The following is a 15,371-nucleotide window of genomic DNA, read 5'->3' on the forward strand; positions in this document are numbered from 1 at the left end:
CGGGGCCGGCTCAGCCGAGCGGCTTGTCCAGGACCGCCTTGCGGTGGCTGAACGTCTCGATGGAGTAGCGGCCGTGGTAGTTGCCCATGCCGCTCTCCCCCACGCCGCCGAACGGCAGGTCGGAGACGGTGAGATGGGCGAGGGGCAGGCCGTAGCCGAGGCCGCCGGAGGAGGTCTCGGCGGCGATGCGCCCGCGCGTCTGCTCGGACTCGCTGAAGACGTACAGCGCGAGCGGTTTGTCGCGGTCGTTGATGAAGGCGATCGCCTCGTCCAGGCCGGGCACGGTGACGATCGGCAGGATCGGGCCGAAGATCTCCTCCTGCATGACCGCCGACGCCGGGTCGACGTCCGCGAGGACGGTCGGGGCGATGTACTTGGCGGTGCGGTCGCTCGCGCCGCCCACGGCCAGCCGGCCGGAGCCGAGCAGCCCCGACAGCCGGTCGAAGTGGCGCTCGTTGACGATACGGCCGTACTCCGGGGACTGCGCGGGGTCGGTGCCGAACAGCGTCTCGACCGCCCGCACCAGGCTGGTCTCCAGGGCGGCGGCGGTCTCGGGGTCGGTCAGCACGTAGTCGGGGGCGACGCAGGTCTGTCCGGCGTTGAGGAACTTGCCGCGGGCGAGCCGGTCCGCGACCACGTCCAGGTCGGCGTCGCGGTCGACGAACACCGGTGACTTGCCGCCGAGTTCGAGGGTGACCGGGGTGAGGTGTTCGGCGGCGGCGCGCATCACGATGCGGCCGACGGTGCCGTTGCCGGTGTAGAAGATGTGGTCGAAGCGCTCGGCCAGCAGGGCCGTGGTCTCCGGGACACCGCCCTCGACCACGGCGACCGCGTCGGTGTCGAGGTAGGCCGGGATCAGCTCGGCGAGGGCGGCGGAGGTGGCCGGGGCCAGCTCGCTGGGCTTGACGACCACGGCGTTGCCGGAGGCCAGCGCGCCGACCATGGGGGCGAGCAGCAGCTGCGCCGGGTAGTTCCAGGGGGCGATGACGAGGACGACGCCCAGCGGGTCGTACTGCGTCCAGGCCGTCGCGTCGGCGCCGAGGTGGGCCGGGACGGGCGCGGGCTCGGGGCGCAGCCAGTCGGCGAGGTGGTCCAGGGTGTGGTCGATCTCTCGGATCGTGAAGTCGATCTCGGTGCGATAGGCCTCGGTGCCGCTCTTGCCGAGGTCGGCGTGGAGGGCGGCGGCGAGGTCGGCGCCGCGTTCCGTGAGCATCGCGCGCAGGCGGCGCAACTGCTCGGTGCGCCAGTCGACGGGCTTGGTGCGGCCGGTGGCGAAGGTGGCGCGCAGCCGGGCCACGATGTCGGCGGGCTGCTCGATGGCGGGGTGGTTCACGGGTGCCTCGCTGGGGGTGCCGGGCGGTTACGGCCCGAGCCTAGGACTCATTGGATGTAGTCGCCAACCTTTCAGGTCCTCAAGTTAATCCCGGCGGGCAGAAGTGATCACGCTCACACGCCCGGGCCACCCCCGCGCCGCCCCCGATACGCCCGCCCGGACCGGCCCCCGCCACGGGTCGCCCGCAATGGTCCGGAAGAATCCCCGCCATGACCACCACCGCGCATCCGCTCGTCACCCGCGCCCGCCGGCTCGCCGCCGAGCTGCTCGTCCCCGAGGCCGAGCGGGTGGACCAGGAGGGGGTGCCCGCGAGCCATATCGCGGCGGTGAAGCGGTCGGGGCTGCTCGGCGTGGGGGCACCCGTCGCGTACGGCGGCTCCGGCGCGCCGCCCGCGGTGCTGCGCGAGACCGCCGAGATCCTGGCCGGTGCCTGCTGCTCGACGTGGTTCGTGCAGACCCAGCACCACTCCCCGGTGCAGACCCTCGCGCAGAGCGAACTCCCGGTCCGTGAATGCCTGTTGGGCCCGCTGGCCCGCGGCGAGCTGCTGGCCGGGGTGGCGTACGCGCATCTGCGGTCGTATCCGCGGACGCCGGTGCGGGTCCGACGGGAGGCCGGCGGCCTGCGGTTCGACGGGACCGTGCCCTGGTACACGGGGTGGGGGCTGAACGACGTGCTGCTGCTCGCCGGGGTGACCGAGGCCGGCGAGGTGCTGTTCGCCTTCGCCGAGGCCCGCGAGCAGCCGGGACTGCGCGCCTCGGAGCCGATGCGCCTCGCCGCCCTCACCGCCGCGCGCACGGTGTCGCTGGAACTGTCCGGACTGCGGCTGCCCGAGGACGCGGTCGCCCTGCGGATGCCGTACGCACGCTGGGCATCCGGCGACCGGGCCCGGACGCTGAACGCCAACCCGGCGGTCTTCGGCGTCGCGCGCGCCGCCCTGGACCTGCTGGACGAGGAGCCGGCCGCCCCGCTGCGCGCCCGGCTCGACGACGTGCGCCGCCGGGCCTACGCCCTGGCCGACCATCCGGTGCCGCTGGAGCGGGCCGAGGAGCGGCTGGCCGTGCGGGCGGAGGCGTACGAGGTGCTGCGCAGGGCCACCACGGCGGCGGTGGTCGCCGGGGGCGGCCGGTCGATGGCCCTGTCGAGCCGGGCCCAGCGCCTCGCCCGGGAGGCGCTGTTCCTGCTGGTCCAGGGGCAGACGACGGAGACCCGTACGGCACATCTGCGGGCGCTGGCGGCCGGCTGAGGCACACGGGGCGGGCGTCAGCGCCGTCGCAGCGCCCCCTTGGCCGGCGCACGGGTGACGACCGTCTCGGCCGCGGCGAAGCCGAGGCCCAGGTCACGGGGCCGGGTGGACCAGGCCGTGCAGGCCGAAGGCGTTGAGCGCGGTCTGGTACACGGCGGAACGGCACCCCGGGGGAACCGCCGCCGTAGCTCGGGCACCGGCATGCGCACCCAGCGCGGCACCACCCCACGTGACGGCGGTGGAGACCTCGTTCGGTTCTTGCGTCATGAACCGGCCGTCTGCTGAGGCGAGTTGGTCAGCTCGTGAACGGCACCTGCGCCGAGGGGACGGACGCGCCGTCGTCGGGGTGTGTCCACAGTCCCTGGGCCGCGAGGCGGGGCAGCACGCCCTCGCCGAACCAGTACGCCTCCTCCAGGTGCGGATAGCCGGAGAGGACGAACTCGTCGATGCCGAGCGCGTGGTACTCCTTGATCCGCTCCGCGACCTCGTCGTGGCTGCCGACCAGCGCCGTGCCCGCGCCGCCGCGCACCAGGCCGATGCCGGCCCACAGGTTCGGGTGGATCTCCAGGCTCTCCCGGCTGCCGCCGTGCAGCGCGAGCATGCGCTGCTGGCCCTCGGACTCGCTGCGCGCGAGCCCCGCCTGCACGGCCCGGACGGTCTCCGGATCGAAGCCGTCGAGCAGCCGGTCCGCCTCCGCCCAGGCCTCGGCGGTGGTGTCCCGGGTGATGACGTGCAGGCGGATGCCGAAGCGCAGGGTACGGCCGTGCTCGGCGGCCAGCGCGCGGATCCAGGCGATCTTCCCGGCGACCTGGGCGGGTGGCTCGCCCCAGGTCAGGTACACGTCGGCGTACTTGGCCGCGACCTCTCCCGCGGCTGGCGAGGAGCCGCCGAAGTACACCTCGGGCACCGGGTCGGGCAGCCGGCTGAGCTTCGCGTCCTCGACGCGCAGGAACTCGCCGTCCAGGTCGACGCTCTTGCCGTCCCACAACTGGCGCACGATGTGCAGGAATTCGCCGGTACGACGGTAGCGGGCGTCCTTGTCGAGGAAGTCGCCGTAGGCCCGCTGTTCGTGGCTCTCGCCGCCGGTGACGACGTTGAGCAGCAGCCGGCCGCCGCTCTGCCGCTGGAAGGTGGAGGCCATCTGCGCGGCGAGCGTCGGCGAGACCGAGCCGGGCCGGAAGGCGACCAGGAACTTCAGCCGCTCGGAGTTCTGGCTGACCATGGCGGTGGTGAGCCACGCGTCCTCGCACCAGGCGCCGGTCGGGGTGAGCGCGGCGGCGAAGCCGAGCTGCTCGGCGGCGCGGGCGATCTGGCTCAGGTAGGCGACCGTGGGCGGCCGGTCCCGGCCCGACGCGGTGGCCGGGGTGCCGTGGCCGCCGCCGACGACATGGCGGCTGTCGCCGTTGGTGGGCAGGAACCAGTGGAAGGTGAGGGACACGTGGGGCTCCGTTCTCTGGTGTCCGTCGCGGCGGGCCGTGCGGTCCGTCAGAGCAGGCCGTGCCGGGGCGGCGGGGTGCCGGTCAGCGCGTACCGGCCGAGGTGCTGGATCTTCCAGCGGGCCGGGTCGTGCAGGGTGTGGGTGCGGGCGTCGCGCCAATACCGGTGCAGATTGAGGGAGTTGAGCGCGGAACGAGTGCCGGCCACTTCGAAGAGGGCACCCGCCACCTCCACCGCGGCCTCTCCCGCACGCACCTTGGCGGCGGCGACGGCGAGGGACGCCTCGGCCGCCGTGTCGTCGGTGAGCCGACCGCGGGCCGCGTCGACCGCGCGGGCCGCCTCCGTCAGCAGCGCCCGGGCCGTCCGCACCCGGAGGTCGAGTTCACCGAAGCGCTGGACGAGCAGCGGATCCTCGACGGCGGCGTCGGCACCGCTCTCGAACCACGGGCGGCTCTTGGTGCGGACGAACTCCGCGGCCTCCTTGAGCGCCCCGTCCGCGATGCCGGTGTCGATGGCGGCATGCAGCAACTGGGCCACGGCGCCGTGCAGTTGCGGCCCCTCGAAGGTGAGGTGGTGGGGCAGCACCCGGTCGGCGGGCAGGGGTACGGCGTCCAGGCGGACGGTACCGCTGGCCGTCGTCCGCTGGCCCATGCCGTCCCAGTCGTCGACGACGCTCAGGCCGGGGGCGTCCCGGGGGACGTAGGCGACGTGCAGGGTGTCGTCCGGGACGCGGGCGAGCACCGGGATCCAGTCGGCGAACAGGGCTCCGGTGGAGTAGTGCTTGACGCCGGTGAGCCGGTACGACCCGTCGGGTCGGGGTTCCAGGCGGGTGCGGATGTCCTGCACGTGCTTGGTGCCCGCTTCGGACTGCGCGTTGCCGAACCGGCGTCCGGCCAGGAGCTCGGCGAAGAAGAACTTCCGCTGCCGTTCGGTTCCCTGACGACGGATCACATTGGTGTACACGAAGTGGCTCTGCGGGATCTGGGCGAGGCTCGCGTCGGCCGTGCCGAGCAGCCGGAAGATCTCCGCGAGGGTGCCCATGGTGACGTCGGCGCCGCCGTGGTCGGCGGGCACCGTGACGGCGAGCAGCCCGGAGCGGGACAGCCGGTCCAGTTCGGCCCGGGGCAGGCGCCGTTCGGCGTCCCGCTCGGCGGCCCCGGCGCGGAACTCCGCGGCCAGGGCCGCCGCGACGGCGAGCGCCTCGGCGTCGTCGGCGATGACGTGTGCGGCGGTCATGGGACGGCTCAGCTCGCCGCCGCCAGCAGCGGGGTCCGGCCGAGGGCGGCGGAGAACTGGTCCACCACCTGCCCGAGCGCCTCGGCGGTGGCCGGGGCGACGGTCAGCGAGCCGTCCTCGCGCACGGTGATGTCCTTGTCGAGGGTGAACCAGCCCTGGACGATGTGGGCGGCGCCCATGGAGTTCAGCACCGGGCGCAGCGCGTAGTCGATGGCGAGGACATGGGCGGTGGAACCACCGGTGGCCAGCGGCAGCACGGTCTTGCCGGTGAGCGCGTACTGCGGGAGCAGGTCGAGGAGCGCTTTGAGCACGCCGGAGTACGACGCCTTGTAGATGGGCGTGCCGATCAGGACGCCGTCGGCGCGGGCGAACAGTTCGGCGGTCCGGGCGATGGCCGGGTGGCGCGCGTCGGCGCCGAGCAGTGCCTCGGCCGGCAGAGCGCGGACGTCGAGCGCGATCACCTCGTGCCCGTGGGCGGTCAGCCGCTGGTCCAGGTGGCGCAGCAGGCGGCCGGTGCGGGAGGTGGCGGAGGGGCTGCCGGAGACGGACAGGACGGTGGCCATGCGTGCCTCGTTTCTGGTGCGCCGGGCACCCGTGCGTGGACGGGCGCCCGGGCGGAGGGCGGTCAGGAGTACCAGGTGGGTTCGGGCAGTTCGCCCTCAAGGACCCAGCGGCCGACCTCGCGTCGCTTGTAGGCGACGGGGTCGTGCAGGGTGTGCGTGCGCACGTTGCGCCAGAAACGGTCCAGGCCCTCCGCCGTCGCGGTGGCGCGGGCGCCGGTGACCTCGAAGATCCGGCTGGTGATCTCCAGGGCGACCTCGGTGGCGCGGGCCTTGACCGCGGCGACCCGCACCTCGAACTCGCCACGGGTCCGGGCGGTGACCGCGTCGGGGTCGTCGTGCAGCTTCTGTCCCTCGGCGGCGACCGCGTCGGCGAGCGCCTCCACGGCCCAGAGCTTGGCGGTGAGGTCTCCGTAGGTGTCGATGACGTACGGCTCGTCGACCGCGCGCTCGTGGCCTCCGTGCAGCCAGGGGCGGGACTTGGTGCCGGTGTAGGTGAGGGCCGTGTCCAGCGCGCCGGCGGCGATGCCGAGGTAGAAGCTGACGAACACCAGCTGGATGGTGGGGACGTTGAGGGTGTTGTAGACCCGCGGCCGGAACTCCTTGTCCACGTACCCGGCGGCGGAGGACCACGGGGTGCGGACCCCGTCGAGGGTGACGCCGCCGCTCTCGGTGAGCCGCTGGCCGATGTTGTCCCAGTCGTCGTGGAAGGTCAGCCCCTCGGAGTCGGACGGCACGATGGCGAAGACATGCTTCTCGGTGCCCTCCAGGACGCCTTCCAGGACGGTGACGTCGGAGACCCTGCTGCCGGTGGAGAACGACTTGCGGCCGGTGAAGACCAGGTCGTCTCCGTCCTCGGTGACGATCACGTCCTTGTCGCGCGGGTTGACGGCGCCGCCGAAGAACCAGCGGTCACGGGAGGCCTCGGCCTCCACGTGCTCCCACTGCTCACGGGTGCCGACGAGCCGGGCGGCCCAGAACCACAGGTAGTGGTAGCCGAGGAGCTGTCCGATCGAGCCGTCGGCCTTGGCGATCTCGCGGACGACCCGGTAGGCGGTGGGCCAGTCCTGTCCCGCGCCTCCGTGTTCGACGGGGCCGAGCAGGGTGACGAGGCCGGAGTCCTTCAGCAGCCGGACCTCGGCGTACGGGGTGGCACCGGCCCGGTCGCGGGCTGCGGCGTCGGTGGCGAGGACGGCCGCCACCTCGGTGGCACGGGCGATCCAGTCCTCGGCAGTGGCGGGGGCGGGGCGGGTGGTCCAGTCGGTGTGCGCGTCGGTGCCGTCGGTGCTGCTCATTCGGGGTGACCTCTTTCTCGCGGTGCGGCCCGGTGCTCTTCCGGTGCGGCGCGAAAGGCGGGGGGAAGGAAAGGTCAGGCGTGGGCGGGTGCCGGGACGGGCTCGGGCTCGCTCCCGGGAAGCTGTGCCTCCAGCTCCCGTACGAGGGGGAGCACGCGCTTGCCGAAGTACTCGACCTCCTCGTGGTAGTGGAGGAAGCCGAGGAGGAAGAGGTCGACGCCGAGCTTCTTGTAGGCGACGATGCGTTCCGCGATCTGCTCGGGAGTGCCGATCAGGCCGGTGCGGAAGCCGTCGTTGTACTGGACCAGGTCCTCGAAGGCGGAGTCCTGCCACATGCCCTTGCCGTCGGTGGTGGACCGTCCGGCCTGCTGGACGGCGGCGCGGAAGCCGTGGACGGCCTCGGTGTCGGCCTTGGCGACGATCTCGCGCAGGGTCTCGCGGGCCTCCGCCTCGGTGTCGCGGGCGATGAGAAAGCCGTTGAGGCCGAACTTCGGTGCGCCGCGGCCGGCTTCGGTGGCGGAGGCGCGGACGTCGGCGAGCTGCTCGACGACACCGTCGTAGTCCTTGCCGTTGGAGAAGTACCAGTCCGAGACCCGGCCCGCCATGTGCCGGGCGGCGGTCGAGTTGCCGCCCTGGAAGATCTCCGGGTGAGCGCGCCCGGGGACGTCCAGCGGCTTGGGCTTCAGGGTGAAGTCCCGCAACCGGTAGAAGTCTCCGGCGAGTTCGGTGTGGTCCTCGGTCCAGATCTTCCGCAGGGCGGTGATGAACTCCTCGGACCGCCGGTAGCGCTCGTCGTGCTCCAGCCAGGGCTCGCCGAGCGCGGTGAACTCCCCCTTGAACCATCCCGATACGACGTTCACGGCGAACCGCCCGCCGGACAGGTGGTCGGCGGTGGCGCCGAACTTGGCGAGGACTCCGGGGTGCCACAGGCCGGGGTGGACGGCGGCGATGACCTTCAGGCGCTCGGTGGCCAGCAGCAGGGCGAGACTGAAGCTCGTCGACTCGTGCTGGTACTCGGCGCCGTAGCTGGCCATGTACCGGACCTGGCTGAGGGCGTAGTCGAACCCGTTGTTCTCGGCGAGCACGGCCAGCCGGCGGTTGTACTCGTATCCCCAGTCGGTGCGCTGTTCGATGGTGCTGGTGACGAGTCCCCCGCTGACGTTGGGGACCCAGTAGGCGAATTGCAGGGGTGCTGCGGGCATGCGGAACTCCTGGTGCGTCATGCTTTCGGGCACGCCGAATTCGGGTGCAGGCACGGTCGCCGCAAAGGGCGCGGGCGCACTTGAACGAAGGTGCGGGCACGGCGAATTCAGGCGAGAAAAGAGGAAGCCGAGAGCGAGGAAAAGGGGAAAGCGCGGCGGATCGCGGAGGGGTGATCAGGCCGCGGCGCAACAGGAGGCGCTGGAGACGCGTGCGAGGTCGACATGGCGTCGCCGCGTGAGGTCCAGTCGCATCGTCATGCCGTCGATCGTGGCAGCCGTCGGCGACGGCCGTCAAGGAGAACCCGACCGGTCTCGTATCGCGGACCATTGAATTTCACGAAGGTGTGACAGGAAAACCCTTGAACCTGTTCCACCCGGCCCCGCATTCTGCGGCGGTGCGTACCGAACAGCTGGAATACATAGCCGCCGTGACCCGGCTGGGTTCCCTGCGCCGGGCGGCCGACGAACTGCGTTTGTCCCAGCCCGCGTTGAGCGAGACGGTGCGGAACCTGGAACGGGAACTCGGTGTCGACCTTCTGGAGCGGAAGCGGTCGGGCGCGAAGATGAGCGCGGCGGGCCGGGAGCTGCTGCCGCACATCGTGAGCGTGCTGGAGGCGGTGGATCGGCTGCGGGCGGCGGCCGGCGAGCAGCACCGCATCAGCCGCATGGTGCGGGTCGGCACGGTCAACGCGGCGACCGTGCCGCTGCTCTTCCCCGTACTGCGCTCGTTCCGGGCGGCGCATCCCGTCACCCAGGTCGAGGTGGTCGGCGCGCAGCAGACGGAGATCCAACGGGGCCTGGCGGAAGGCGGGTTCGATCTGGGCCTGGTCAACCACCTGGACGGCGACGACATGCCCGCGGGCATGGAGTGCACACAGTTGCTGCGGGGGCGCCCGGTGGTGTGCGTGCGCCCGGACAGCCCGCTCGCCGCGCTCGCGGTGGTCGGCGTCGAGGACCTGCTCGGCGTGCCGCTGATCGCGATGCGCGCCGGGTACGTGATGCACCGGTACGTCCACCGGCTGCTGTCGGGCCGCGTCCCGGCGTTCTCGTACTCGACGGACGGCGCGGAGATGGGCAAGCTGATGGTGGCCGAGGGGCTCGGGGCGACCGTACTGCCGGACTTCAGCGTCGCCGGTGACCCGCTGGAGCGCTCCGGCGCCCTCACCAGCCGGCCGCTGTCCGACGACACGACCAGGGTGCTGCTGACACTCCAGCGCCGCCGCGCGGAGTCGATACCACAGGCGGCACACGACCTGCACGCGGCTTTCGTGCGGCGGGCACGGGAACTGACGGCGGGCTGACCGGCGGACCACGCGCCGCGCCGCCTTCGTCGTCGCCCTCGCCCTCACCCCGAAGCCGCGTCATGACCGTCTCGACCGTCCTGTTCACCTCCGATCTGCGGCTGCACGACCACCCGCCACTGCGGGCCGCGACAGCCGGGGCCCCCGGGTCGTTCCGTTGTTCGTGCGCGATCGGGGCGTGCCGGACGCCGGGTTCGCGGTGCCCGACCGGCTGGCGGCGGCTGGTGGTGCGCTCCGGACGTCGTCGAGGAGGTGTGCGCGGTGGCCGCGGTGGCGGGCGCCGACGGGGTGCACCTGGCGGCCGACGCGAGTGCGTACGCCCAGCACGGCGGGCGGCGGCTGCACGTGCACGACACGGCGACCCAGGCGTTCGCGCCCTGCTCGGTGACACCGGGCGCGGCGCCTCGGACCATTTCGCGGGCGTCACGCCGTACTTCCGCCACTGGTCGGCGCGGCGGCTGCGCGACCCGCTCGGTGCGCCGCGCGCGCTGTCCGTCCCGCACTGCATCGCCTCCGGGGAGCTCCCCTCCCGCGCCGGGCTGTCGGATGTGTCCCCGGGGACGCCGGCCGGAGGCGAGCCGGCGGCCGGGAAGCAGCTGACCGCGTGGCTCCGTTCGGGCATCGCCGCGTACGAGGACCGGCACGAGGACCGGCACGAGGACCGGCACGAGGACCGGCCGGCGACGCTACCTCACAGCTGTCGCCCCGTCTGCACTGCGGCACGCTCTCGCCCGTCGAACTCGCCCACCGCGCACGGAAGGCGGGCGGATCCGGCGACGAGGCGTTCGTCCGGCAGCCCGCCTGGCGGGACTCCCGCCGTCAGGTGCCGGCCGCGCGGCCCGCCACGGCGGACATCGAGGCGTGGCGGGAGGGCCGTACCGGCGATCCGGTGATCGACGCGGAGATGCGCCAACTGCGCCACGAGGGCTGGACGCACCACCGCGGGCGTGCTGACGGCGGGCTTCCTGACGAAGACGCCCTACGTCGACCGGCGTGTGGGGGCGCGGCACTTCCTGGGCCTGCCGGCCGACGGGGACCTGGCGAACAACCAGCCGAACTGGCAGTGGGCGGCGGGCACCGGCCCGACACCCGCCCCCGCCTCGGGGGCTGCCCGGGCCCGATCGCCGACCTCGCCGACGGTCCGGCCCGCTTCCGGCGGGTCGGGCTCCGCCCGGGACGGAGCCCGACCGCCGAGCCCTACACATAAAGCCGAAATAAGGGCAAAATGGAAGCAAGCGGCGCTTATCTCACGCCGCACCAGACACGGCCTGGCCTGCGAAGTCAAAGGAGACGAGTCATGGCCAACCTGCACAGGGGTGATATGACGACCCACCCCGATGTCTCCGAAATGCGGGAACGCTACGCCCGTATGCTCGGCGGTCGCGATGTGGCGCTCGTGGACGGGCCGGTCTTCCTGCTCGGCCTGTACTGCGCGGCATCCCCGTGGATCGTGCACTACACGACGAGCCAGCCCTCGCTCGTGGCCCACAACCTGATCATGGGCATAGCGATAGGCCTGCTGGCTCTCGGCTTCACGCGTGCCCCCGAGCGGATGTACGGCCTCAGCTACGCCATGTGCGCCCTGGGCATCTGGATGATCATCGCGCCGTGGATCGTGGGCACGAGCCCCGACCGAGGCGTGATCATCAACAACATCGTCATCGGCGCTTTGGCGCTCGTGCTCGGACTGGTCTGCGCCGGCACGGCGGCGAGGAGCACACCCAGGCCGTAGCAGGAGACGCGAGCGACAGGAGAGCGCGAGCAGACACGGAGGGACAAGGAGACACGGAGGGACAAGGAAGGACAGCCGACCGGGTGCGGCCGGTCCGCCCGAGCGGGCCGGCCGCACCGCGCCCGCTCAGCGGCTCGGCACCAGCCAGGGCTCCTGCGGCAGGGTGCGCCCGGTCTCCAGCAGCGACTTGAGGTTGGACAGCACGGCCGGCCAGCCAGCGCCGACCTGCGAGCGCTCCTCCTCGCCGCCCAGCTCCTCGTGGACGACGGTCAGCCGGACGATGTCCTCGTACGGCTGGATCTCGAAGGTGACCCGGGAGTGCCGGTCCTCCCGGTCCTCGTCGGCGGGCGCGGCCCAGGTGGTGACCAGCCGGGCCGGCGGCTCGCTCTCGACGACGCGGCCGACGACGTCCTCGACGCCGGAACCGTCGGTCCGCACATGCGCCCAGCGGGAGCCGGGCCGCCAGTCGGACTCGTTGCGGTGACCCCAGTAGGCGGCCGTCAGGTCGGCGTCGGTGAGCGCCTCCCAGACCTTCTCGGGCGTGCTAGCGATGTAGGTGACGTACACGAAGCTGGGCTTGTCGGTCATGGCTTCCTCGGCTCGTCGCTTCAGGGCACCGAGCGCGCTCAGGCGCGGGCGCTCGAACTTCTCGATCCACCGCTCCTGGATCTCATGGAGCGGCACGGGGTTGAGGTAGTGCAGCTTTTCCCGCCCCCGCCGCACCACGCCGATCAGGTTCGCGGCCTCCAGGACGGCCAGGTGCTGGGTGACCGACTGGCGCGTCATGGCGATGCGCTCGCACAGCTCGCCCAGGGTCTGGCCGTTGTTCTCGTGGAGCCGGTCCAGCAGGCGTCGGCGCGTGTCGTCAGCCAGCGCCTTGAAGACCTTGTCCATCCCGCTGTCGTTCTCTGATCGCACACTCAACGTTATGCAGCCAATTACTTGCATGTCAAGCTGACCAGCAGATTCACAGGCGAATCCTTGGAATCTCCTGCGAATTCACCCGTTCAATGATGGATTATAAGGTGATTCGAGGGGAACGTTACGAACATCTGTTACATGACGTATGGGTGACCTTGATGGACGGTCCGTAGCGTCGAAGACACACCGACGAACGAAACCGATCGAAGGACTGTTCACCGATGCGTGCACGTCACACCCTGCGCACCACCCTCGTCGCCGCCGGCGCCACCGCCGTCCTGGCCGGCTCGGCCTCCGGCGCGTTCGCCGCCGCGGCCCCCCAGCCGGCGCCCGCCGCCCACGCCGCGGCCCACCACCACTGCAAGGACAAGCGGGTCCTCGTCAAGACGGTCCGGCTCGCGGACAAGGTCTCCGTCGCCAAGGTCTACAAGACCGGCAAGCACCACCAGCACTTCGAGGCGGAGATCTGGGCGAAGGGCACCAAGTTCGGGACCCTCGTGGCCAAGGGCAAGCCCGCCCACGGCGAGAACAACGGCCTGCACGTCACACTGCGCCCGAACGGCGAGGTGACGTCCTGGGTCGAGCGGGCCAAGCCGAAGCCCAAGCCGCAGCCCGTCGCCCAGCGCATCCTCGTCTCCGTCAGCACGCTGGCCGACGACACCTCGACCGGCAAGGTCTACAGGCTCGGCCCCCACCACTACGAGGCCGACATCTACGCCCACGGCCACAAGCTCGACACCCTCGCCGCCAAGGGCCGCGCCGCCCACGGCGAGAACAACGGCCTGCACGTGGTCCTCAAGCCGGACGGCAAGCTGGTCTCCTGGGTCGAGGACGCGTCGGACCACGCGCAGAACCGGTAACCAGGCCCGGTTCCGGCCGATCCGGGCCCGGTGACCGATCCAGGTGACCGGGCCAGGTCAGCCGGTCACGGCGAACGAGATCCACACATCCGGGGGAAGCCCCGGCCGGTCCGGCACCGGCCGGGGCTCGCGCGTCCAGGCGTCCCCGGCCATGTCCCGGGCGACATGCGCCCAGAACCGTGCGGCGGCCGGATTCTCGTCCTGGAAGGGGATCTCCCAGTTCCCGGGATGCCGGCGCAGCACGTCCCGTACGGCCCGCGTCCCGAGCCCGAGCCGCCGCGCACCGCGCACGACGAAGAAGGCGTTCAGCACCCGCACCGGCGTGTCCAGCGCGCGCACGAACGCGAAGCCGGCCGGACGGCCGTCGGTGAGGAAGAGGTACGGCGCCCAGCCGGGCCGGGTGAAGGCCTGCTCGACCCGCTCGTTGCGGAAGGTGCCGTCGACGCCGGGCAGCGTCCCGCGGAACTCGGACAGGTCGTGATGGAACATCAGCCACAGCCGCTCGACGGTGGGCCGGTCTTCAGGGATCGCGGGGCGGACGGTCACGTCCGCCGGGAATGTGTCGTTCATGAACGAAAGCCTCCCCGGCGGACATGGTGTCCGGTCCGGGGAGGCTCACAAAGACTGGTGCAACTCTAGCTCATCACGGGGGTGTTGTGCTGCCCAGCGCAGCCGGGCCGGCTCAGCTCGGTTCGAGGACCTTGTACTCCTCGGTGATCTCCTTCGCGCCGAACGGCCACACCTTCTCCAGCCGGGCCCAGACCACGAAGGCGACGCAGCCCAGGGCCAGCCAGGCCAGGGACCACTCGATGGGGTAGCGGCCTGGGGAGTTTTTGTCGGCGTATCCGTAGATCACGCACCAGCCGGCGAAGGCGACGATGCTCGGCAGCGGGTAGAGCCACATCCGGTAGGGGCGGCGCAGGTCCGGCTGTCGCTTGCGCACGACGGTCAGCGCGACGATCTGAGCGAGCGCCTGGACGATCACCATGACCGTGGTGAGCAACTGGATCAGGGTCGCAAGGTCGGTGTGGCGGCCGATCAGAAAGCCGACCGCGGTGATCACGCCCATGGTGGCCAGGCCGAGCATCGGGAAGCGGTGCCTGGGGTGCAGCCTCTCGTAGGGGCGGAAGAAGACGCGGTCGCGGGCGGCGTCGTAGGGGACGCGGGAGCCGCCGAGCAGTCCGGTGAAGACCGAGGCGAACGCGGTGACGAGGATCAGCACGGTCACCACGTCGGCGGCCCCCTTGCCCCAGGTCTCCTCCAGCACCGCCGAGGCCACCGAGGTCGAGGCGATGTCGTGCGGGTCGGTCATCCGGTGCCAGTCGATCACCCCGAGCGTGCCGATCTGGAGCAGCAGGTAGATCGCCATGATGCCGAGGATGGAGAAGAGGATCGAGCGCGGGAGGTTGCGGCCCGGGTCCTTGATCTCGGCGCCCATGTAGGCCGTGGTGTTGTAGCCGAGGTAGTCGTAGATGCCGATGGTCAGGCCCGCGGCGAAGCCGAGCCAGAAGTGGTCGCTCGTCAGGTCGAAGGCGCCGGACGGGTAGGTGAAGGCCCGGTGCGGGCTGAAGTCGGTGGCCGCCGCGACGATCACCAGGACCACCGAGGCGATCATCACGGTCCACATGACCGCGGTGATCCGGGCGATGTGCTCGATACCGCGCCACAGGAGCAGCACGACCAGGACGATCACGCCGAGACCGATCAGATCGCCCGCCGTCTGCCCGAGACCGGGGGACAGATAGCCCAGGTACTGCACGAAACCGACCACACCGGTCGACATGATCAGCGGAATGAAGAGCATCGCCGTCCACACGAACAGGAACGGCATCAGCCGTCCGGTGCGGTACTGGAAGGCCTGGCGGAGATAGACGTAACTCCCGCCGGAACCGGGCATGGAGGCGCCCAGTTCGGCCCAGACCAGTCCGTCGCACAGCGCGAGGACCGCGCCCGCCACGAAGCCGATGACCGCCTGTGGTCCGCCGAATGCGGCGACCATCAGCGGGATCGTCACGAACGGGCCGATGCCGCACATCTGGCTCATGTTGATGGCCGTGGCCTGGAACAGGCCGACACGGCGGACGAAACCGCCCGGGGGCGGCGGGCTACCGGACATGGGGACTCCTGACGCGACGGGCGCGCGGCCCGCGTTCCTGCGCGACGACTCCGCCCGGGCCGGGCTGACTGGGCGATAAAGTTAAGGAGCCTTACTAGCGGCGTCAAGTAGGCGTGAAGAATGCACGAGAATGG

The 15,371-nt window shown here is 71.6% G+C and carries 15 protein-coding genes and 1 pseudogene; 5 read left to right on the plus strand and 11 right to left on the minus strand.

Annotated features, from left to right (window positions below):
• Positions 1–10: 10 nt before the first annotated feature.
• The gene (locus AC4OXY_RS09740; RefSeq protein ID WP_491993689.1) at positions 11–1,333 is read right to left on the minus strand and encodes an aldehyde dehydrogenase family protein; all 1,323 of its coding nucleotides are present in this window, start codon (positions 1,331–1,333) and stop codon (positions 11–13) included.
• A 209-nt stretch (positions 1,334–1,542) separates the two neighbouring features.
• Here AC4OXY_RS09740 and AC4OXY_RS09745 point away from each other — a divergent pair, with 209 nt between their 5' ends.
• Entirely contained in the window at positions 1,543–2,577 is a 1,035-nt protein-coding gene (locus tag AC4OXY_RS09745; protein WP_491993690.1) for an acyl-CoA dehydrogenase family protein, read from the plus strand.
• Positions 2,578–2,670: 93 nt separating this feature from the next.
• Here the strand turns inward: AC4OXY_RS09745 and AC4OXY_RS09750 are convergent, their stop codons facing one another.
• The 7 genes from AC4OXY_RS09750 to AC4OXY_RS09780 all read right to left on the minus strand — a co-directional run bounded on the left by AC4OXY_RS09750 (position 2,671) and on the right by AC4OXY_RS09780 (position 8,565).
• Positions 2,671–2,844 carry a hypothetical protein gene (locus AC4OXY_RS09750; RefSeq protein ID WP_491993691.1) on the minus strand — a complete coding sequence of 58 codons (174 nt, stop codon included), beginning with the start codon at positions 2,842–2,844 and terminating at the stop codon, positions 2,671–2,673.
• 28 nt (positions 2,845–2,872) lie between these two features.
• Positions 2,873–4,015 (minus strand): LLM class flavin-dependent oxidoreductase, encoded by a 1,143-nt coding sequence (locus tag AC4OXY_RS09755; protein WP_356032255.1) that lies wholly within the window; start codon positions 4,013–4,015, stop codon positions 2,873–2,875.
• Between the two features lie 47 nt (positions 4,016–4,062).
• Positions 4,063–5,250 (minus strand): SfnB family sulfur acquisition oxidoreductase, encoded by a 1,188-nt coding sequence (locus tag AC4OXY_RS09760; RefSeq protein ID WP_376293140.1) that lies wholly within the window; start codon positions 5,248–5,250, stop codon positions 4,063–4,065.
• An 8-nt stretch (positions 5,251–5,258) separates the two neighbouring features.
• Complete coding sequence (gene ssuE / locus AC4OXY_RS09765) at positions 5,259–5,813, minus strand: NADPH-dependent FMN reductase (RefSeq protein WP_356032261.1); 555 nt, start codon at positions 5,811–5,813, stop codon at positions 5,259–5,261.
• Positions 5,814–5,875: 62 nt separating this feature from the next.
• Complete coding sequence (locus tag AC4OXY_RS09770; protein ID WP_402067471.1) at positions 5,876–7,105, minus strand: acyl-CoA dehydrogenase family protein; 1,230 nt, start codon at positions 7,103–7,105, stop codon at positions 5,876–5,878.
• A 74-nt stretch (positions 7,106–7,179) separates the two neighbouring features.
• Positions 7,180–8,307, minus strand: a complete 1,128-nt coding sequence (sfnG, locus tag AC4OXY_RS09775) for a dimethylsulfone monooxygenase SfnG (protein WP_491993692.1) — start codon at positions 8,305–8,307, stop codon at positions 7,180–7,182.
• A gap of 174 nt (positions 8,308–8,481) precedes the next feature.
• Complete coding sequence (locus tag AC4OXY_RS09780) at positions 8,482–8,565, minus strand: putative leader peptide (RefSeq protein ID WP_356032329.1); 84 nt, start codon at positions 8,563–8,565, stop codon at positions 8,482–8,484.
• A gap of 137 nt (positions 8,566–8,702) precedes the next feature.
• Between AC4OXY_RS09780 and AC4OXY_RS09785 the strand changes: the two genes are divergently transcribed.
• The 3 genes and pseudogenes from AC4OXY_RS09785 to AC4OXY_RS09795 all read left to right on the plus strand — a co-directional run bounded on the left by AC4OXY_RS09785 (position 8,703) and on the right by AC4OXY_RS09795 (position 11,340).
• On the plus strand, positions 8,703–9,608 hold the full coding sequence (locus tag AC4OXY_RS09785; protein WP_491993693.1) for a LysR family transcriptional regulator: 906 nt from the start codon (positions 8,703–8,705) through the stop codon (positions 9,606–9,608).
• Between the two features lie 62 nt (positions 9,609–9,670).
• A pseudogene (locus AC4OXY_RS09790) lies at positions 9,671–10,705 on the plus strand (FAD-binding domain-containing protein); the annotation flags it as partial.
• A gap of 200 nt (positions 10,706–10,905) precedes the next feature.
• On the plus strand, positions 10,906–11,340 hold the full coding sequence (locus AC4OXY_RS09795; RefSeq protein ID WP_356032272.1) for an SPW repeat protein: 435 nt from the start codon (positions 10,906–10,908) through the stop codon (positions 11,338–11,340).
• Between the two features lie 126 nt (positions 11,341–11,466).
• Here the strand turns inward: AC4OXY_RS09795 and AC4OXY_RS09800 are convergent, their stop codons facing one another.
• A complete protein-coding gene (locus AC4OXY_RS09800) occupies positions 11,467–12,234 on the minus strand; it encodes an ArsR/SmtB family transcription factor (RefSeq protein WP_356032275.1) in 768 nt (255 codons plus the stop codon).
• A 248-nt stretch (positions 12,235–12,482) separates the two neighbouring features.
• Here AC4OXY_RS09800 and AC4OXY_RS09805 point away from each other — a divergent pair, with 248 nt between their 5' ends.
• Positions 12,483–13,121 (plus strand): hypothetical protein, encoded by a 639-nt coding sequence (locus AC4OXY_RS09805; protein WP_491993694.1) that lies wholly within the window; start codon positions 12,483–12,485, stop codon positions 13,119–13,121.
• Between the two features lie 57 nt (positions 13,122–13,178).
• On the opposite strand, the gene AC4OXY_RS09810 is transcribed toward AC4OXY_RS09805, so the two are convergent.
• Both AC4OXY_RS09810 and AC4OXY_RS09815 read right to left on the minus strand, forming a co-directional pair.
• Entirely contained in the window at positions 13,179–13,691 is a 513-nt protein-coding gene (locus AC4OXY_RS09810) for a GNAT family N-acetyltransferase (protein ID WP_356032279.1), read from the minus strand.
• A gap of 112 nt (positions 13,692–13,803) precedes the next feature.
• Entirely contained in the window at positions 13,804–15,237 is a 1,434-nt protein-coding gene (locus tag AC4OXY_RS09815; protein WP_491993695.1) for an APC family permease, read from the minus strand.
• Positions 15,238–15,371: the final 134 nt, after the last annotated feature.

It is taken from the genome of Streptomyces sp. HUAS MG56 (assembly GCF_058673395.1).